Raw genomic sequence first — 19661 nt, forward strand, 5'->3', positions numbered from 1 at the left:
CAAAATTCCCCGAAACTGATTACAGACTTCGGGGACTCCATTCATTTCATTTATGTAGATAAGGCTAATCCGCCGCTTCCTTACGCACTGTTCCCAAAATTCGCAGGTGGCTTGTCTGCCGGCTTCCCGAACAAATAACCTTGCCCCAAATCAATGCCAATCTCCCGGCAGAACACAAACTCCTCGCGCCGTTCGATCCCTTCTGCAAGTACCTTACCGCCAAATTGACCTGCCCGTTGCATAATCTCCCCGATCTTCCCTTGCTTCAACACATCTTCGTCACAGTAGCTTATCAAGCTGCGGTCGATCTTCACATAATCCGGTTTCAAACGGGACATGACTTCCAGGGTGGAATAACCCGAACCCACATCATCCAGTGCTACTGAGATGCCGTGATTGCGGTACTCTGCAAAAATAGACTCCAAATGGGCTATATTACTGATATTCTCCGTCTCTACTACTTCAAAGACGAAATCAGCCGGGTCCTGCGCAAGCTTATGAATCGCTGCAAAAGTATGGGTCAGGCAATACTGCGGATTATAGATCGATGATGGCAAAAAATTAATAAACCGTTTAATGCCCTTGGGCAGAAACCGCGCACTACTCTCAATGGCCGAAATACGTGCGGCCCGGTCCAGAAAAGAATGAAACCCGGTCTGCCGGGCAATCTCAAACAATTCAAAGGGCTGGAAGTAACTGCCCATGGGCTTCGGCCGGAGTAAAAACTCAAAGCCGACAATGCTCTCCGATGCATCAACAATGGGCTGCATGTGGCTGGTAAATTCGGCATTCATAATGATGTCGATCAAATTGCGGTTGGATAGCTGGAGGCTAAGCTGCGGCAGCGTGACCCAACGTTCCATAAATCTGTTACCGTTATTGCCGGTAATATAAAGGTACACTTCCGAAGCAAGCTCCTTCTCGAGTGATTCCGCCAGCTTCACCAAGCGAAGCAGCTCGTCGCGGTTGGAGTAAGCAATCTTTATTCTATTATCATTCACAGTAAGCGCATAACCCGCCCCCTCACATACGGAGACAAGTAAAGGATACGCCGGCCGCAAATTGATTTCACCTTCGTCCTCTATCGGCTCAATAGGAGAGCAATCTTTACAACTCATGGACATCCCCCTGGGTAAATAATGATTGTCTTAACTTTGAGGCCATTATAACATGGCACAGTCTCATGGATCATTGAAAAAGAGGCCCGGAGCCGCTGAGCTCCAAGCCTCTTACTTAGAATTACTGTTATATTCCGGAGCCAGCCGTCTGTCTCTCCCAGACTGCATGCTCTTTGTTCTTGCCCACATATTCCATACGGGTAGGCGTGAGCTCCAGGATGACGTAATCGGGATCCTCGGGTCCATCAAACCATGGTTCCAGGTCTTTGTTCCACACCTTGGCACGCAGGCTCTCATCCTTAGTAACCGCAGCCGTAGCTTCGATCTCCAGCACGTCCTTGCTGCCGCCCTGCTCAAAACCAAGCAACAGAAAGGTGTGCGGATTGGCCTGCAGTTCCTCTACTTTATGGGTTGTGCGATTCGTCGCCAAATAAATATTCAGTCCCTCATGAAATACGGCCATATAACGCACCTTGGGCTTATTGCCGGCTTCGATGGTGCCGAAGGAACCAAACTTGTTATCATCCAGCGTCTTGATGATTTTCTGTTCCAGCTCTTTGTTGTCCATGGACGAAATAGCTCCTTTCCAGATGTGAATATAAAATTATATATCCACACTGTACGTTTGGATTTATCATAAATACGTTGTCCCTATTAGTGTACCCCGCCTGATCGTATTGAATCCCGTTCATATCCGTAAACTTACATGAAGGAGCTGCTATGAAAAAACTGATCTGGATCAGCTGTCTCTCTTATTTCGTCATCGGTTTGGCCCATGTCGTGCTGGGCTCTATCCTTCCCGTATTATTAAATCATTATGACCAGAACTACAGTGCCGGAGGTGAGCTCATCTTCAGCCAATTTGCCGGATTCCTTGCCGGAGTGCTGGTATCCCCGTTCCTGAACCGTCGTTTCGGGAAGCGCGGAGGCATTCTGATCGCCACAGGGCTGCTGCTGGTTGCCGAAATCGCCTACTCTTTCCTGCCGCCTTGGGGGTGGATGTATGTGATCGCCGTTGCTGCCGGGTTCGGCTTTGGCATGATCGAAGCCGTCATCGGTACGATCATCATTGCAGCTATTACCGATGGCACTGCAGTCGCCATGAGCCGGCTTGAGGTGTTGTTCGGCGTTGGCGCGCTCGTCATGCCGCTGATCGCAAGCCCTCTGATTGCCGCAGGGTTGTGGAGATATTCTTTTCTAATTGTGGCTGCTTTCACTTCAATTTCTCTGTTCTTCTGGGGAAGGGGACACTTCGGCAGCCTCCAGTCTGTGCTGGACGAGCGTGCCCCGCGTACCGCAGATCACCTCCAGACCGCTAATACCAAACGTCTACCCTATTCCGGGAAGCAGTGGGGTGTGCTCGTATTGTTTGTAGTATTCTTCTTCCTATACGTCGGAACTGAGATGAGTCTCGTGAACTTCATGCCAGCCCTCTTCATTAGCAAGCTGGGACTGAGTGAGTCGGCAGCTGCACTGACGGTGACCTTCTTCTGGCTGGCTATGTCGGCAGGACGGTTATTTGCCGGACTTATTGCCGAAAGAATCTCTTACCGCGTCTACGTTCTGGCCAGCTGCTTCGCTACAGTGCTGTTGCTGGCCTTGTTCCCTTTTACGGAACACCGTTTGGCGGCCTTTGCTGTGATTGCACTCTTGGGACTGTTTATGTCCGGAATTTTCTCCATTGCCCTGGTGTTCTCAAGTAAGCTGCTGCCCGGCACCGAGGAATCTACGCCAAGCATTATGATTGCAGCCGGAGGGATCGGCGGTGCTGTACTGCCGCTGTTGACGGGCTGGGCCATGGATCATCTGGAAGCAACTGAAGCCGCAGGACTGCTCGCAGGTTTCGCCGGAGTGCTGTTTCTGATCAGCTTGGCCGCCTGGAGGTTACGCCCTCAGCGGACCTCTGAGAAACACGGTTATTAAACCGGATAATCAATGCAGCCCTTTTCGGGTAAATGATGTTGTACGTATATTTTGTGTAAGAAGCGGGGAATCCAAATGTCCAATCTATCCGACGAGCCAGTGCTGCATAAAGCCCTGCTCCAGTTCATATTTCCATTCTCCATTAAACAGGGACAAAGCCCGGAGCTTGCGGGGCAGCTGGAAAGAGACGGCTTTACGCGGTTTTTCCTGAGCCAGAAGGAGCTGGAGAATGCCTATTACGGAGAAGGATATTCTGTCTCCCACGAAAATATGGAGCGCTCCTATCTGCCTTTTGCGGCTCATGTGTTGTTCCCCCGCGAGAAGGACAAGAACTCATTTCACCGTTTCTCACGAGTGAATAACCTGGACTGCACACTTGAAATGCCACAGGGTACGCTCCCTTTCCGGGTTCTGTCCACTGATGTGTTTATCTGTCCCTTTCAGCTCGGATTCATTACGATACGGATTGAGGTCCTAGAGGACAACCTTCCGTTCAGCCTTGCGCTGGAGTTCGCGGATCGTTTCCGCACGCTTGAAGATGTGTCCAGCAGGGACTTACATACGCATATCCATTGCCGGAAGCGCTCCTTCGGACAGGTTGAGGATTTCGTGTTCAGCAATTTAATCCCGGGACTGCGGTCTTTTCTGGACTCCTCGGAGCTGAATGGAGCTTACTTTGAAACACTGCCCTTTTTCGTCGATGAACGGATGATGGTCCAGGCCTTTTACCAGTTTGAACAAGAGGCCGAGCTCGACCTGAACATCAGGTATAAAGCTTCCCAGCTCGACGGGCTGGACGCCAAAGGACAATCGTACAAAAGCGCCAGCGATGAACAGTACATTAAAGACTATTGCGAGACCCATTCCTACAACCGCTGGGGACCGGATACCTACTACATGACTAATGAACAGACTTTCTGCTGCTTGACGCGGGTGGATGACGATCAGGCAGTCCGGCTGGCCAATGAAATGTACGGGGAATATTATTATGGCCTGTTGCTGAGTATTTTTCATAAAATTGTCCTTCTGAAGCTCGCGAACATGCACTCCCGGCTGCGGATCGATAACGACTATGAGCAGATTGAGGACTTAATCTATGCCATTAACCGGTTTTCGGCCAAATTCTATTTTCTCGAGCTGATTTCACAGTCCCAAGGGCGGGAGATTTTCTTCCAGCTGCGCAAAGTCTACGGCAATGATGCACTGTTCGTAGAAGTGAAGCAGACGCTGGATGACTTGTTTCAATATCAGGATAAGTTCCAGGCCAAACGGCGGGATAATCTGCTGATGATCCTTACGGTGTATACGGTGATAGGCGGAATTTACGGGATGAATCAGGTCATTGAGGACCTCAAGGGGAAGATCGACTGGAAGGTTATGCTGGAGTACTCTGCTTTTCAATATCTTGCTTTATTCCTTACCTTTAGCGGGATTCTGGTCAGCCTTGCCCTTACTGTACGGCAGCTGTGGCAGTATTTCCGGGAGCGCCGCAAAAAACGTTTCAAATATCAGGACTGACTGGACAATGCAGAAACATGCGTCTATAATACAGCGTAATAACCGCAACTTCATAAAGCAGGGGTGCTGGAATTGGCCGGCTGAGAGTGTATCCCACACAAGATACTGACCCTTATACCTGATCTGGATAATGCCAGCGTAGGAAACGTTACTAGTATGCGTCCTCAGCGGACCGCCACTATTTATGCGCCTGCAGCGTCCCGGTCTCCGGGGCGCTTTTTATTTGGTATTTCGGATTGTTCACGACTTTGTGAAGGCGGAGAGCTAAAGGAGAGAAGAGAACATGGGAGTCAAAAGAGTACTAAGCTTATGTCTGGCCTGCATGCTGGTTATTGCCATTGCCGCCTGCGGGAACAATAATGCGGGAACAGGCAACAGCGCTTCGGAGAATGCTTCCGGAAATAGCGGCAATACCGCCGAATCCACAGCAACGGCATCACCTGAAGCTCCGAAAGAGCTTACCAAAATCAAGGTTGCCCTCGACTGGACGCCAAATACGAACCATACCGGACTCTATGCCGCGAAGGAACTCGGGTATTATGAAGAGGAAGGCCTGGACGTAGAGATTGTACAGCCGGGTACGGCCGGAGCCGATACAATGGTTACCTCGGGCGAAGCCGCTTTTGGCATCAGCGCCCAGGAAGGACTTACCCTTGCCCGCCTGCAGGGCGTGCCATTGGTCTCGATTGCAGCCATTATTCAGCATAATACCTCCGGATTTGCCGCACCTGTAGACCGCAACATTAAATCGCCTAAAGATTTCGAAGGTAAAACTTATGGCGGTTGGGGCTCCCCTGCCGAGGAAGCAGCCATGAAAGCGATCATGGACCCCGAAGGCGGCGATGTAAAAAAGGTAAAACAGGTCAACATCGGAGAAGCCGATTATTTCACTGCCGTGAAACGCGACATTGACTTCGCCTGGATCTTCTACGCTTGGACGGGAATCGAAGCCGAGCTGCGTGGCGAACCGCTGGATATGCTGTATCTCAAGGATTATGCTCCCCAGCTGGATTACTACACACCGGTGCTGACAACCAGCGAGAAGGCGATCTCCGAGAATCCTGAACTGGTCAAGGCCTTCCTGAAGGCTACCTCCAAAGGTTATCAGTACGCGATCGACCATCCGGAAGCCGCTGCTGCCATCCTGACCAAAGCCGTGCCGGATCTCGATGCCGATCTCGTTCTCGCCAGCCAGAAATGGCTCAGCCCGAAATACAAGGACGATGCCCCGCGCTGGGGTGAACAGAAGGAATCCGTCTGGAAGGATTACGGCGACTGGATGTACGGATTGAAGCTGCTAGACAAACCGCTCGACGCCGCAAGTGCATTCACGAACGAGTTCCTGCCGGAAGCCGAGTAGGCAGGGTTTATTATTTGCATAAGGATAATAACCGCTCACAAGGTGAGAGTAACGAAGGGGAATTTTGGAACTGTAGGAGCGTAGCGATCGCCTTTGTTCTCGGATTTTATCCGCTGAATAGCGGTAATTATAATCAAAAAATCCGAGAACAACAGCGGCCGAAAGTCCAACATTCACCGTAGTTACGGAGAACACCAAAATGAGCATTTTAAAACGAGAGGATGAGATCAATGGCTAACACATTGTTAAGCATTCAGGTTATTCCCAAAACTCCGAACAACGAGGATTCTATCCCGTACGTGGATAGAGCGATTGAAGTGATTCAGCAGTCCGGCGTGAAGCACCAGGTGAACCCGCTGGACACAACTATGGAGGGCGAGCTTCCGGAGCTGCTGGAAGTGGTCCGCCAGATGCACGAAGCCTTAATTGCTGCCGGCAGTCCAAGCGTGATCTCGCAGATCAAGATTGCCCATAACCCTCAGGGAATCAGCATGGAGAAACTGACGGAGAAATACCGGCCGTGAGATCCGCCTGGAAGCAAATATGGCCGCCTGCCCTGGCGGTCATATTCTTTTTGATGCTGTGGGAACTGTCGGTCTCTTTCTTTCATATTGAAGCTTGGATCCTCCCGGGGCCGGAGACCATTGCCCACGAAGCCGCAAAGAACGCTTCTGGCATTTGGGAGCATACGCTGGCTACGCTGAAGCTTACAATCATCGGCTTCCCCATCGGAGTTGCCGTCGGGATTCTGGTGGCCCTGCTGCTGCATGTATTCCCTTGGCTAAAAAGAACCTTTTATCCGCTGCTGATCCTCAGCCAGAATGTCCCGTCCATAGCACTCGGACCGCTGCTGGTCATCTGGTTCGGTTTCGGCCTGCTGCCGAAGATCATCCTGATCACACTCGTGTGTTTCTTCCCTATAGCTGTAGCCATGATGGGCGGACTGATGCAAAGCGATATCATGATGATGAATTATATGCAAATGGCCGGGGCAAGCAAGTGGCAGATCTTCACGAAGCTTGAGCTTCCTGCTTCTCTGCCCTCCCTGTTCTCCGGCATCAAAATATCTGCTACCTATGCCGTTATGGGAGCCGTAATCGCCGAATGGATCGGTGCAGATAAAGGAATCGGTATTTACATGCAGCTGCAGAAATCGGCGTACCGCACGGACCGGATGTTCGTTGCTATTATTATTATTGTTCTTCTCAGCCTGCTGCTGTTCGCCATAATTACCTTGCTTGAGAAATGGCTTGTTCGCTGGAAGCCAGCACGGCGCCGATAGATGGGAGGAGCTAAACATGACATCATCATTTATAGAAATATCATCTGCTGCACCAGAAGGGCTGAACTCCCGGGACAGCCAGACCGCCTATCCGGCGCTTGAGGTTCAGAATGTCACCAAAACCTTCACCGCTCACCGCCGCAAGACCGAAGTCCTGAATCAGGTGTCGCTTACAGTGGAACCGCAGGAATTCGTCTCTATTCTCGGCCCTTCCGGTTGTGGAAAAAGCACGCTGTTCCATATCATCGGAGGTCTTGAGAAGCCGGACAGCGGAATCATCCGCATGAACGGAGTCGAAGTGACCGGACAGCGCGGGCATATCAGCTACATGCCGCAGCAGCCGGCCCTCTTCCCGTGGCGGACCATCGAAGATAATGTGATGCTGGCGGGAGAAATCAAGGGGGTGTCTCAGGACAACGCCCGCGGGGAAGCCCGAAGCTGGTTGTCAAAGGTTGGGCTAGTCGGCTTTGAAAAGGCCTATCCGCATATGCTGTCCGGAGGTATGCAGCAGCGGGCCGCTTTTCTGCGGGCTATGCTGGCTCCGCAGGAGCTGATGCTGCTTGATGAGCCTTTCAGCGCTCTGGATGCACTGACCCGCAGCGAAATGCAGCAGTGGCTGCTGGAGCTGTGGGAAGAGAACCGCCGCTCCGTGCTGTTCATCACCCACAATATCGAAGAGGCGCTGCTGCTATCGAGCAAGATTTATGTATTTTCCGGCCGCCCCGGCTCTGTTCTGCAGACGGTGAACGTTCCCTTTCCTCGGCCCCGCCGCGAGGAGATTACGGACACCCCGGAGTTTCTGAAGCTGAAGCGCCAGCTGTCACACTGGATGCGTGAGGAGCAGGCGAAAGGACAAAACAACCCTTAAACAGGGCGGGCCATTCGGCGTAGAGCAGATAGATCTTTTTACCCCCATTCCCCCAGACAGCCAGTCAGGACTTAAGTCCCGTCTGGCTGTTGAACCTAAACAAACATCCTTTGGATCGATGCCATAAATGCTACGTTCTATGCGATTTTACCGGAATACACACCTCTATACACACCCAATACTTTAGTCCCATACACCAAAATATATTTTAAAAACAAAAAAATAATTTTTTTCTTATCTAGGTATAAAGTTACCCTTATTTCTTCCGATATAATTATTGTTGTTACTTAATAATGATTATCAGGAAGGAAGTATTTCATGAAACTAACTAAATCAAAACGCACAAAAAAGTTGAAGACTGCTTTAATGACCGCTTCACTTTTGACTGCAGCCGTTCCTGGTATTTCGTACGCTGCTGAACCTGTTCCTTCGGTATATGCCGATCAGAGTTCAATGAACAGCACACTTCAGGAGCAGCTCCAAAAAGCATCTAAAAACGGATTCATCGTGGGTGACAGCAAAGGCCAGTTCCGGCCGGAAGACAGCTTAACCCGTCAAGAGCTGGCTTTACTGCTTACTAGAGCGATGAAGCTCCCGACGGAGAATAACTCCATACAATCCGCTATTGATGCTGTTCAGAAAGCCGGTATCATGCAAGGTTATGGCAACGGTTTCTATCCGGGCCAGCCCGTCAGCCGTCAAGAACTTGCAACCGTACTCGTACGTGTTATTGATGGCTTGAAGCTCAAAGGCGGGAATAATGTAAATACTTCAGATACCCAGGGTACCAGCAACTGGGCTTCACAATATGTTACATCTGCCCTGAGACTGGGTCTGCTCCCTTCAGAGAACGGCTCATTCGAACCATCTTCCCAAGTGGAACGCCAGGATGTCCTCAGCGTGATGCTGGATATGTTCGTGCCGCGTCAGGAGACCAAAACCATTACAAAAATCAGTGGTGATATCATTGTGCTGGACGGAGTACCGTTTATCGCTACGGATAAATGGAAAAAACTGCTGAGCGAGAATAATGCAGAGGCTCTGGAAGGTGCAATTATTAAATATGATACACTTACCCGTGGGATCAATGAGCTTGGCGGACTGGAAATCATCAAGAATGGCACAGCAGACAAACCACTCGAGTTGCATGCGGAAGGCGTAGTTCTCAGCGGAGTTCTTAGTATTTCAGGCAATAATGTCAGCATTAAAGGAAATGCCGAAACCAAGCTTGGCGAAGTTGTTGTAAAAGAAGGCGTCAGTACAGTTAAAATTGATACTGCGGTGGACAAGCTCGTCGTAGCATCCAACAAACCCGTTACAATCATTGGCAATGGCGCGATTGGCGAACTAGCCCTTGGCACAAGCAAATCCACAGTAACCATTGATGACAAGCTGAAGATCAATGATGTGACTCTTCCGAAGGATAAAGCTCCCGGTGAAGTAATCACCAACTATAAAGATGACACCTCCACGAAAGTGAATGGCGTACCTCCGGTGAAGCCAGCTTCCGATTCAAACCGGGTGAACCATTCTCCAGAGATTGTTAACTCCACAGGCTGGGATGTTACAATCGGTGATGAACCCACCCGAGTCCTTCTGAGCTCCCTGTTTACGGACCCGGATGGTGATCATTTATCATACACACTGACGAAGGCTGTCATTGAACCGTTTCCGTTCTTAGTAATTGACTCATTTATAATTAATACACCGGTAATAGCAGATCCTGCTGATGTTAAGATCGAGGATGGTTACCTGGTTATCGACCCTAAAATTGTTGGTAATACAACGATCTCCATCGAAGCTTCAGACGGTCAATATTCTGTGAAGAAAGATTATCCTATCCATGTGAAAGCACCTAATCACGCACCTGTACTTAGTGACGGTGCGGAGACAACCTGGAATTATACAGAAGAAGATATCCCTTCAACTATTGATCTGAACGAATTTTTTGAAGACGAGGATCTCTCCGATCTATTGACATTTGAAATTGTTGATAATAATTTAGAAAATATTATTTCTGTAAGCAGTGTGAATGAAGTTGCGACCTATAGCTTAACAGGAAATCAATTGGTGGTAACTCCAGTAAGCGCCGGGGAGATGGGTATTACCATTAAAGCCACTGACCTTGCAGGCGAATCCGTTACCCAAACATTTACTATCAAGGTAACGGCAGCCGGTGGTACCGAAATTCCGACTGACAATCCGGGCGGCGGCACGGGTACCGAAACTCCAACTGACAATCCGGGCGGCGGCTCGGGTACCGAAACTCCGACTGACAATCCGGGCAGCGGCACGGGTACCGAAACTCCGACTGACAATCCGGGTGGCGGCTCGGGTACCGAAACTCCGACTGACAATTCGGGCGGCGGCACGGGTACCGAAACTCCGACTGACAATCCGGGTGGCGACACGGGTACCGAAACTCCGACTGACAATCCGGGTGGCGGTTCTGAAATTCCAGGAGGTTAAACTTATCCATACACTCAAAATAGACCGTCCATGCCAGCTAAAGCAGGCACGGACGGTCTATTTTTCAATTGGCTATCGCACTTTTTACAAATACTTTCTATTACGCGACTTATTACACGCTTCTGCCATAGAAATTACTAAAAGGCGTATGCTGTTCCAGCACTTCCTCTACCCTGGCCATCCGTTCTTCTAGGCTGCCCCGCAACGGAATGTAAGGAATCCGCCGTTCAAGCAGGTCGGCAATAATCTGTTTATGAAAGACCTGACGCTTCTGGTCTCCGCTACGGTCCCAGGTGTCGTCGTATGGGATATCGTCTTCACACAGGAAGAAAAGGTCGTACCGGGATGCATTTTCCAGAGCCAGTCGTGTCAGCAATTCTGGAGCTCTCCCATGATAGTCGAGCGCGTACATAAACGTCGTTATCGCATTGGTATCCACGAACAGATATTTGTTGGCCTGAAACAGCGCCTCCTCTTCCCGCTCCATGTGCCCGGTTGCAATCTCATCAAAGGCGGCAAGCCCAATTCTCCGCTCTACCTGATGCTCCGTCCAGTAATCCCGTCCATACTCCCCGGCAAATGTGGTCCGGTACCGCTTCGCCAGAGCTTCGGTCAGCGTAGATTTCCCCGTGGACATCGCTCCGACAAACACAATCTTGGTGATCAGATCCCGGTATACGATATCGCTGATGAACTGCCGGTTCCCGTATGCATCCCCACGAATCATGGTTGCGGATACCGGGACAAGAACGCGCTGCTCATCTACCCGCCGATCCACCGCTCCCAGCGCCTCGCTCATGTGCCTGCCATAAAACTCGCTGGAGTAAAAATGGGTCACCTGCTTCCCCTGCAATAGTCCAAGAATATATTGTTCTTCCCGAATCTCATGTTCCCGGTCATCGGAGTATCCGTCCGGCCCGTCCCAAGCCTCTATGACCCTGACCGAGGGATACAGCTTGCGGATCCACCCCGCCCGGATATGCAGCGGAATGGTCGTCACTGGAGTATCGTAAATGACTACGATCAGTTCATCGACCTCCTGAAGCGCCGTTTCAATCATCAGCTGATGACCCTTATGCAGCGGTGCGAATTTCCCAAGCGTTAGTCCCAACGTTCTCATGCCGTAACCTCCCGTGCACCCTTGTTCCAGGTATAGTAGCCATAGGTGGCATTCACCAGATAGGCGCTCCACATGACGATCATCAACACACCATCGGGACTGCCTTGAGCCGTGCGGATCACCCAGAGCAGTACCGTAAACAAATTCAGAATAATGTATACCAGCCACTGCTCCTTAAACCGCCTCACCATCAGAATGGTAGCGACAATGGACAGTACCGTTGTGGTGGCATCAATATAAGGTGAATTTTGGCCGGAAATGAAGGATAATCCGTACCCCAGTGCAAGACTTCCCAGAATACATACCGCGGCAGCTAAAACCGTTCCCCGAACATCCATTTGCCGCATGACCAGCTTGTCGCCTTCCCGGTGCTTCCTCCACATAAAGTAACCCGCTACATTCATCGGAACAAAGAACAAGAGATTCAGCATCAGCTCGCCGTAAAGACCGTTGTTGTAAGCCAGGTACGCATACCCGAACGTATTGTACATACCGAACACGTACGTCATCAGATTTCCTTTGGCCGCAAGCACCACGCATAACACTCCGGTAAAAAACACGGTAAAGCCAAACAGCGTGTCTTTCATAATAATCGTTAGAATAATAGCAACCGCCGAGAACATCCCCAGCCACAGCAGCTCGTAAAAGTTCCAGCCTTTCCAGCCTCGGCTCATATCATTCCCTCCATATTCCGTTTGAATAATTTCGACGGCCGGTGGCCGGCATGGCGGGCGTACTGGTCTGTTTCCATGACGAGCCCCGCGATTTTACGTCTAAAATTGGCCTTCAGCATTTCAGTGTCCAGTATGATCTCATATACCTGCTGCAGCTCCGTCAGGGTAAAAAGGCTTGGCATCAGGTTAAACGCGATACCCGTATACTCCACCTTCCCCCGCAGCCGCTCTATGGCATAGGCGATGATTTTGGCATGATCAAAGGCGATTCCCTTTGATGAAGCAACAATGTATTCGGTCTGAACGGTGCGCTCGGAGACCGTCTGCTTCCTGACAATTTCCGCTTCAAGCCGGATATCCTGGAAGGACAGTGTTAACTGCCAGAACGATTCCTTGACGAAGCCTCCCGGCAGCATTTCGCGTGACTCCCTCTGAAGCTTGTAGTCTACCTGAAACCAGGCCACCTCTGCCGCATCATCCCCCGCTTCCAAAGAAAGACTGCTGCTGTCCACCAAAGCCAGATATGCACAGGAGATCACCCAGGTCCGGGGATCACGCCCCGGATCACTGAACGTATAGAGCTGTTCCAGATACACATTCCCTGCCCCTGTCTCTTCCGCAAGCTCGCGCGCCGCAGTCTCCTCTGTCGTTTCGCCGGGCCTCACAAATCCTCCCGCGAGCGCCCATTGCCCGATAAAAGGATGATCTCCTCTCCGGATCATGAGCAGCTTCAGGCTCTTCTCCGGCAGCTTCCGGTAATTGACCTCTTCTTCGCTGGAGACGGTGAACACAGCCATATCTGTCGCCAGCGACGGCCGTTCGTAATCTCCCGCCCGATATTGCGACATGAATTCCGCTTCCGTAAGTCCATCTTTATTCACAAGCTCCGCCATAAGCATCAGCACTCCTCTTAGTAATGTTATGATATTATCATTTTGTTAATAACAATATACCAGATAATTCCTTCCCTTTCAACCCTGTCAGTTACCCCTGTTCACCGCCAATGATATAATTAGCCTATCTTAATTATTTGGAGCTGGAGGAATGGCTTTGTTTCGGATCATGATCGTGGAAGACGATGAGAAGATCAGGCAGATCGTAGCGGGTACATTGCGTAAATGGCAATACGAGGTCATTGAGATATCGGACTTCGAGCAGATACTGGAGAAATTCATCAGCGGGCAGCCGCATCTGGTGCTGCTGGACGTGAATCTGCCGATGTACGACGGGTTCTACTGGTGCAGGCAGATTCGTTCGGTCTCCAAAGTACCTATTATCTTTCTGTCCTCGCGCAATCAAAATATGGATGTCATCATGGCAATTAATATGGGCGCTGACGATTATGTACAGAAGCCGTTCGACCTGGATGTGCTCGTAGCCAAGGTGAGCGCGCTGCTGCGGCGCAATTATACCTACCAGGATGAAAGCCTGCAGATTGCGCACCGCCAGCTTGTATTCCATCTGTCCAATTCGTCTATTCAATTCGGGGAGCAGACGGCGGAGCTGTCGCGGAATGAATTCATTATTTTGCAGACCATGATGCGGAATATTGGATCCATCGTCTCCCGGGAACAGCTGATGCAGGTATTGTGGAACGACGAGCAGTTTGTGGACGACAATACGCTGACGGTCAACGTGAACCGGCTCCGGCGTAAAATTGCCATGCTTGGTATCGAGGATTTTATCGTTACCCGCAAAGGAATGGGGTATATCATCGAATGAGATTCTGGCGGTTCATCAAGTTCGAAAGCCCGTACCTCTTTCTGTGCGCTGCCGTCTTCCTGCTGACCGTTGCCGTATTCGCTGTTGATCCGCAGTCCCCGTGGGACTGGCATACGTTTCTCTATGCGCTGACGCTGGTCCTCTTCTGTCTGGCCGGCTTTCTGCTCCACCGCTACCTGAAGAATGTGCAGTCTATCCGCAGCCTCGGCAGTGATAACATCGAAGTCCTGTCTCTGGAGGCGGAAGCTTACCGGAAAGCCATGGAGCAGCAGGAGACTCAGCATATCCGTGCCCTGAATGAGGTGCAGGATAAGCAAAAAGAATACTATGACTTCATCGTATCCTGGTTTCACGAGATCAAGACGCCTATCGCTGTCCTTCGGCTTATGCAGCAGACAGAGATCGATCCCCGAAGCCTGGAGGAAGAGGTCTCCCGGATCGAGCACTATGTGGATCAGGCCTTGTATTATGCCAAGCTGGACAGCTTCAACCAGGACTATGAGATCGTGAACTGTAATTTGGAGCTGCTGGCCAAGAACATCGTCAAGACCCATTCCAAGACCTTCATCTCCAAAAAAATCAGCATTCACTTGGACATGCCCTCCACCACCGTGCAGAGTGATGCCAAATGGCTGCTCTTTATTATCAACCAGCTCATCACCAACAGCTTGAAATATACTCATGATCACGGGCACATCTCCATCACAGCTTCGGCCACACCGCAAGAGAAACTGCTTATCATCCGCGATAACGGCATCGGTATTGACCGGAAGGACCTGCCGCGGATATTTAACCGGGGATTTACAGGGACTAACGGGCGTACGGTTATGAAATCGACAGGCATGGGTTTATATCTGGCCCAGGAGCTATCGAAGAAGCTGGGACATTACATCACCTGCGAATCCGAATCCGGGAAGTTCACGGAATTCACGATCCACTTCCCGAGGAACCACGACCCTTATCTGAATATGCTGTAAGAAGAGCCGAATTCGCCTACCTTACAGGAACGGCATCTAATCTATAGAGTGAAACTTATAGATTCTTGGATTCTAGAAACACTGAAAAAAGCAATGACCAGTCCAGCGGTCATTGCTTTTTTGGTGCAGCTGTTTAATACGATTTTTAATGTCAAACGAATCTAAGGGTTCTCGCTCACGATTTTATAATAAATGCTCGTGGAAGAGAGGTAGAACAGTAAGTAGATAATGAAGTAGACGCCCATAATGCCCCAGACCACACCGGTAAGCCCGGGAAAGTCCTGCACGGAGTCTAAAATATAGTATTTGATGATAAACCAGCTGTGCAGCACTCCAAGCACCAGCGGCGGCAGGAAGACAAACAGCAGCTGCTTGCGGATCACGTTCTTCATCACCCGGCTGCCCACGCCGATTTTGCGCAGAATCGAATATTGCAGTCTTTCATCCGTGGCCTCGCGCAATTGCTTGAAGTAGATGACGCTGGCAAGGGCGAAGACCGCGATCAGTGCGAGAAACCCGCTGGAGAACAGCATCAGTGACGAGCTTTCAATCTGCTTGGAATACACATCGGCGAAGGAAGAGTAATACGCGCCCGGTGTCTTGGTGACGATGGCGTGCACTTGCACCGAGAGTTCTTCAGCATTTTTGGCATCCGAAAGCCCGTAAATTTCAAACGACATGGTATCCGCGTGGTCCTGCAAGCCTTCATAAACCTCATCTGAGATCACTAATACCGCCGGCTTGATGTCCATAGACGTAACGGGATCCGAAGCCCATCCGAGGTATGCGTAGTCTTTTTTCTCAATAAGCTTAAAGGTCGTGTCCTTATCCGTCTTCACCGTGAAGCTTGGCTGTACCCCCGGCGCGAACGGCTGCGGAAAGTCTGAGCCCTGGGAGAGTGTGACGGCCTCATTACCCCGAAGCTCCACGGTTTGCTGATGGCCCCGCTTGGTAATCAATTCGTTATAAGTCTGCTGGGATACCAACAGGACATCAGACGTGTAATACTCTGGGTTATCAAAAGCAACCTGCATGTCCGTCGCGGGGGTGGCCTTTATAGCTTCCTGCGTCAAATGAAAGGTAATCTTATGCTTCGAACTTGTGATCAAGTCATCAATCTGCGAGTTGGTTGCGTGATCCAGCGACTGGAACGCCATATCATTGGGCAAATTCCGGCCGACTGCCTCGAACTGCACCTTATAGTTAATCGTCATAAAGCACATCAGCATCATAATCGCCGCACTGAATAAGGAGATAAAGGTTAAATTCAGCGTGTTGCCCCTGACTTGAAAGCGCAAGGAGGAGGTCCACAATACGGTATTGCCCTCGTGGTAACTTTTGCGGCGGCTTAAGGTTTGCAAGAACCAACCCGCGAATTGCCGGAAGAACAGGAACGTTCCGCCGATAATGCCGATAGTCGAAGCGATTAGCCCTGCTGTCACATGCTCCTGCCAGACCACAGAACCTTTCCCGCCGCTGATTAAAATGAAGGTCATACCGAGTAAAGCCAGGGATACCATAGCCATGAGGGCAGAGATCCGTACGGGCTTCTCCGACTTTTGCTTGGCATGGAACAGTTCTGTCAGTTGCACGCGGTTGACCATCACATAGCTCTGTACACTGATGATCAAAGCCAGCAGGAAGAACAAACCGGCGGTGGAGACCATGGCCTGCAAGGGGAACGAGAGCGAGATGACGTGGTCATACTGCATCAGATTCATCAGCAGCATCCCGAAGAGCTTGGACAGCAGTCCCCCGAGCAGTATCCCTGTAACCAATGAAATTACGCTGATAAACAGCGTCTCATAGAACACCATTAGTGTAATTTGCCGTTCGTTCAAGCCGTAGAGCAGATACATGCCAAACTCTTTTTTGCGCTGCCTCATGAAGAACGAATTGGCATATAGAATAAAAAAGATGATGAACAGAAAGACGACCACGGAAGCGATAGACACACCTGTCTGGAAACTCTCACGGTTCTGGAGCGCATCCATGATATCGCTGTTGTACATCAGGGAGGAGAACGTGAACTGGATAATTACCCCTACGACCATGGAGAACAGGTAAATGGTATACAGGCGGAAGTTCCGTTTGACGTTGCGGAGTGTCAGATGGAGCAGGCTCATCGGGATTTGCCCCCCATGAGGCTCTGGGTTTCCAGAATCCGGTCATAGAATGCCTTCTGAGACTGATCGCCGGCGTAGATTTCATTCACAATGCCCCCGTCGCGCAGAAAAATAACCCTTTTGCAATAGCTTGCAGCATAGATATCATGAGTCACCATCATAATCGTCGTGCCGAAGGTTTCGTTAAGGCCCACAAGCTGCTCCAGCAATTGTGTCGCAGACCTTGAATCCAGCGCTCCCGTCGGCTCATCGGCGAACACAATCGCCGGCTTCGTAATGATGGCCCGTGCCGAGGCTGCTCGCTGCTTCTGCCCGCCGGAGATTTCATTCGGGTATTTATGCAGAATGTCCTCAATATTGAGCGCCTGCAGAATGGGCTGCAGCCGTTCCTCCATCTCCTCCGCCTTGAATTTGCGCAGCGAGAGCGGCAGCAGAATGTTTTCTTTTACCGTTAAGGTATCCAGCAGATTATAATCCTGAAAAATAAACCCCATCCGCTCCTGGCGGAATTGCCGCAGCGCTTTCCGGTTCATATCCAGCAGCGCCTGTCCCTCCAGCCATACCTCACCGCCGCTGAACCGGTCAATCGTGGACAACACATTCATCAGCGTTGACTTCCCGGACCCTGAAGGCCCCATAACTGCTGTAAATTCTCCGGCTTCAATCACCAAATCGATATTTTTCAGAACCGTAGTTGTGCCATATTTTTTAGATACATTTTTAGTATGAATCACAGATAACATCGTCGATCTCCCCTTCCTGTTATCCACTATAGCCACATTTGGCAACTGCAACCATAGAAGTAACATGAAGCAACGTGACGTTTTTGTCACTATGGGAGTCTGAACACTGCCAAAGCAAAGGACTCCCGTTGTCAGGAGCCCCTTGGCGATTGAATTCATTTATTTATGAAGCGCATCACGGATAGCTGATTCGATTACGTCCAGCGGATCACCGGAGGTTACAGCTTTCGCCGCTTCCTTGTACAACCCGGAGGCCAGCGCTGCTTCCCTGGTTACCGCATGATCCTCATCCACCAGCTTCTGCAGGAGAGTCTGGCTGCTTCCGTTCAGCTTCGTACTCAATGCATTATAGGCGACGCCTACCATATCATCGCGGAGAAAGATCTGCGTCCCGCCCAACTTGGCAATCTCATCAAAGGTGAGCAGTCCGCTTGCTTCAGCAAGAGTCAGCGCATTCGCGGGATCGGCATTGGCATATCCTAAAGCGCGGAGCGTTAAAGCTATAAACTGCCTACCGCTCATGGCCGCATCCGGCGCAAATGTGTTTGCTGTCATTCCTTTGACCAGCCCCTTGCTGCTTGCATACGCGATGGACGGCGCAGCCCAATGGGTAGCTTTGAGGTCAGTGAAGCTTGTCTTCCCGCCATAGCTGAGCGCCTCATCCTCCCAGCCCAGGAGGCGGAGCAGCATCACAGAACCTTGCGCCCGGGTGAAGCCTTTATCCAGTTCATACCCCAGACTGCTTCCCCGGAAGAGCTGCATCCCCTGCAGCGCTATAGCCTTATCGGTATTGCGGACGGCACTGGCACCGGATACCGCGGAGGAGCCGATAAGACTAGTTAGCAGCAGGATACCCGCCATAAGCAACAGCAGTGATTTGCAGCGAAAGCCGAAGGGCGCATCCGGTTTATGGATCACTTTGATCATCGTACACCCGCCTCCTGGCTCCCTACGGATTTCAGGCTGGCAGGATCCATCTTGTACACCGTACCGCTTAACTTCGCAAAAAACTCATCCCATGTCCCTGAGGGTTCCCAATTGAAGGAGAGGGAGATGTCCTTGATTTCGCCCGCAGTATCCACTGTTTGGGTCAATTTAATCATCTTCATACCGCCGGAGTAGTCCTTGACGACACTTTTGCCTTCCAGCGATTTACCGAGCATAAACTCAGAGGTCGTGATTTTGTCTGTCGTATCTGATGCTCCGTAATTATCCCAGCTCCAGCCGGTGGATAAACCCCGCGCGTAAGCATCCCCCTGGCTGACCCGGATAAATTCCTCTTTCATTGTGCCGGCAGACCCCAGGCTGACCACGCCATAGAGCACATGAATCGGCTCCGCAGCCGTCTGCTCCGTGCCGGCCGTTGTTCCAGATTTGACGGGAGCCATGATGGGATAGGCCAGAAATTCAGCAGCATACAGCACTTTAACTTCATCGAAATCATAAGTGAGCTTGCTTGAAACTTGTGTTGCATCCTTCTCTTCGGCGGAAGCCGGGGTTAAGCCGGTTAATCCGTATACCAATAGTGCGGCAATCAATAATAAGCGGTGACTCCACTTCATTCCATCAAGCTCCTTCGGTTTAGTTACGGTACAGCGATTCTTGACCCGCATGTCCCTTTTGAACAAGCATACAACATCAGGGATAATTTTCCTGTAAAAAATGCTGCTTTTGTTGCTCTTTGATACAGAATCCGTTCCCCCTCATATAACAAAAGCAGCAGCTCCCCGAAATTCAGAGAGCCGCTGCCTGTTATTTCAA

Annotated in this window: 18 protein-coding genes and 1 riboswitch; of the genes, 9 read left to right on the forward strand and 9 right to left on the reverse strand. The window is 50.6% G+C overall.

Translation table 11 applies throughout. The annotated features are described in order from the left end of the window. Window positions 1-80: 80 nt before the first annotated feature. Window positions 81-1118: an EAL domain-containing protein gene (locus ACAN55_RS03440; RefSeq protein WP_379128111.1), complete on the reverse strand. Its 1038-nt coding sequence runs from the start codon at window positions 1116-1118 to the stop codon at window positions 81-83. A 127-nt stretch (window positions 1119-1245) separates the two neighbouring features. Continuing rightward, entirely contained in the window at window positions 1246-1686 is a 441-nt protein-coding gene (locus ACAN55_RS03445; protein ID WP_379128113.1) for a pyridoxamine 5'-phosphate oxidase family protein, read from the reverse strand. 152 nt (window positions 1687-1838) lie between these two features. On the opposite strand from ACAN55_RS03445, the gene ACAN55_RS03450 reads away from it, so the two are divergent. The 7 genes from ACAN55_RS03450 to ACAN55_RS03480 all read left to right on the forward strand — a co-directional run bounded on the left by ACAN55_RS03450 (window position 1839) and on the right by ACAN55_RS03480 (window position 10538). After that, window positions 1839-3041: an MFS transporter gene (locus ACAN55_RS03450; RefSeq protein WP_379128116.1), complete on the forward strand. Its 1203-nt coding sequence runs from the start codon at window positions 1839-1841 to the stop codon at window positions 3039-3041. Between the two features lie 75 nt (window positions 3042-3116). Then, window positions 3117-4559: a hypothetical protein gene (locus ACAN55_RS03455; RefSeq protein ID WP_379128119.1), complete on the forward strand. Its 1443-nt coding sequence runs from the start codon at window positions 3117-3119 to the stop codon at window positions 4557-4559. A gap of 49 nt (window positions 4560-4608) precedes the next feature. Then, window positions 4609-4721, forward strand: a riboswitch (TPP riboswitch). Between the two features lie 121 nt (window positions 4722-4842). Next, window positions 4843-5919, forward strand: a complete 1077-nt coding sequence (locus ACAN55_RS03460) for an ABC transporter substrate-binding protein (RefSeq protein ID WP_379128121.1) — start codon at window positions 4843-4845, stop codon at window positions 5917-5919. Between the two features lie 230 nt (window positions 5920-6149). Continuing rightward, window positions 6150-6443 carry a thiamine-binding protein gene (locus ACAN55_RS03465; RefSeq protein ID WP_379128125.1) on the forward strand — a complete coding sequence of 98 codons (294 nt, stop codon included), beginning with the start codon at window positions 6150-6152 and terminating at the stop codon, window positions 6441-6443. 53 nt (window positions 6444-6496) lie between these two features. After that, window positions 6497-7201 carry an ABC transporter permease gene (locus ACAN55_RS03470; RefSeq protein WP_379128708.1) on the forward strand — a complete coding sequence of 235 codons (705 nt, stop codon included), beginning with the start codon at window positions 6497-6499 and terminating at the stop codon, window positions 7199-7201. A gap of 16 nt (window positions 7202-7217) precedes the next feature. Next, window positions 7218-8069 (forward strand): ABC transporter ATP-binding protein, encoded by an 852-nt coding sequence (locus tag ACAN55_RS03475; RefSeq protein ID WP_379128128.1) that lies wholly within the window; start codon window positions 7218-7220, stop codon window positions 8067-8069. Window positions 8070-8387: 318 nt separating this feature from the next. Then, window positions 8388-10538 carry an S-layer homology domain-containing protein gene (locus ACAN55_RS03480; protein WP_379128130.1) on the forward strand — a complete coding sequence of 717 codons (2151 nt, stop codon included), beginning with the start codon at window positions 8388-8390 and terminating at the stop codon, window positions 10536-10538. A gap of 112 nt (window positions 10539-10650) precedes the next feature. Here the strand turns inward: ACAN55_RS03480 and ACAN55_RS03485 are convergent, their stop codons facing one another. Genes ACAN55_RS03485 through ACAN55_RS03495 form a run of 3 tightly spaced genes read right to left on the reverse strand, consistent with a single transcriptional unit; the run spans window position 10651 to window position 13225 of the window. Then, entirely contained in the window at window positions 10651-11658 is a 1008-nt protein-coding gene (locus tag ACAN55_RS03485) for an AAA family ATPase (protein ID WP_379128132.1), read from the reverse strand. Next, window positions 11655-12332 (reverse strand): nicotinamide riboside transporter PnuC, encoded by a 678-nt coding sequence (gene pnuC, locus ACAN55_RS03490; RefSeq protein WP_379128134.1) that lies wholly within the window; start codon window positions 12330-12332, stop codon window positions 11655-11657. Before pnuC ends, ACAN55_RS03485 begins: the two co-directional genes overlap by 4 nt. Further along, the gene (locus ACAN55_RS03495) at window positions 12329-13225 is read right to left on the reverse strand and encodes an NUDIX hydrolase (protein WP_379128137.1); all 897 of its coding nucleotides are present in this window, start codon (window positions 13223-13225) and stop codon (window positions 12329-12331) included. Before ACAN55_RS03495 ends, pnuC begins: the two co-directional genes overlap by 4 nt. A gap of 151 nt (window positions 13226-13376) precedes the next feature. Between ACAN55_RS03495 and ACAN55_RS03500 the strand changes: the two genes are divergently transcribed. Next, a complete protein-coding gene (locus tag ACAN55_RS03500; protein WP_379128140.1) occupies window positions 13377-14054 on the forward strand; it encodes a response regulator transcription factor in 678 nt (225 codons plus the stop codon). Next, the gene (locus ACAN55_RS03505; protein ID WP_379128143.1) at window positions 14051-15031 is read left to right on the forward strand and encodes a sensor histidine kinase; all 981 of its coding nucleotides are present in this window, start codon (window positions 14051-14053) and stop codon (window positions 15029-15031) included. The genes ACAN55_RS03500 and ACAN55_RS03505 overlap by 4 nt, the downstream gene beginning before the upstream one ends. A 161-nt stretch (window positions 15032-15192) precedes the next feature. Here ACAN55_RS03505 and ACAN55_RS03510 read toward each other — a convergent pair whose 3' ends face one another. From ACAN55_RS03510 to ACAN55_RS03525, 4 genes are all read right to left on the reverse strand, one after another. Further along, complete coding sequence (locus tag ACAN55_RS03510) at window positions 15193-17157, reverse strand: ABC transporter permease (RefSeq protein ID WP_379128147.1); 1965 nt, start codon at window positions 17155-17157, stop codon at window positions 15193-15195. Next, complete coding sequence (locus tag ACAN55_RS03515) at window positions 17154-17900, reverse strand: ABC transporter ATP-binding protein (protein WP_379128150.1); 747 nt, start codon at window positions 17898-17900, stop codon at window positions 17154-17156. Before ACAN55_RS03515 ends, ACAN55_RS03510 begins: the two co-directional genes overlap by 4 nt. Window positions 17901-18059: 159 nt before the next feature. Next, a complete protein-coding gene (locus ACAN55_RS03520; RefSeq protein WP_379128153.1) occupies window positions 18060-18827 on the reverse strand; it encodes an S-layer homology domain-containing protein in 768 nt (255 codons plus the stop codon). Then, entirely contained in the window at window positions 18824-19513 is a 690-nt protein-coding gene (locus ACAN55_RS03525) for a hypothetical protein (RefSeq protein WP_379128155.1), read from the reverse strand. The genes ACAN55_RS03520 and ACAN55_RS03525 overlap by 4 nt, the downstream gene beginning before the upstream one ends. Window positions 19514-19661 lie beyond the last annotated feature (148 nt).

This window comes from Paenibacillus oryziterrae (genome assembly GCF_042610485.1).
Lineage (GTDB): Bacteria > Bacillota > Bacilli > Paenibacillales > Paenibacillaceae > Paenibacillus_AQ.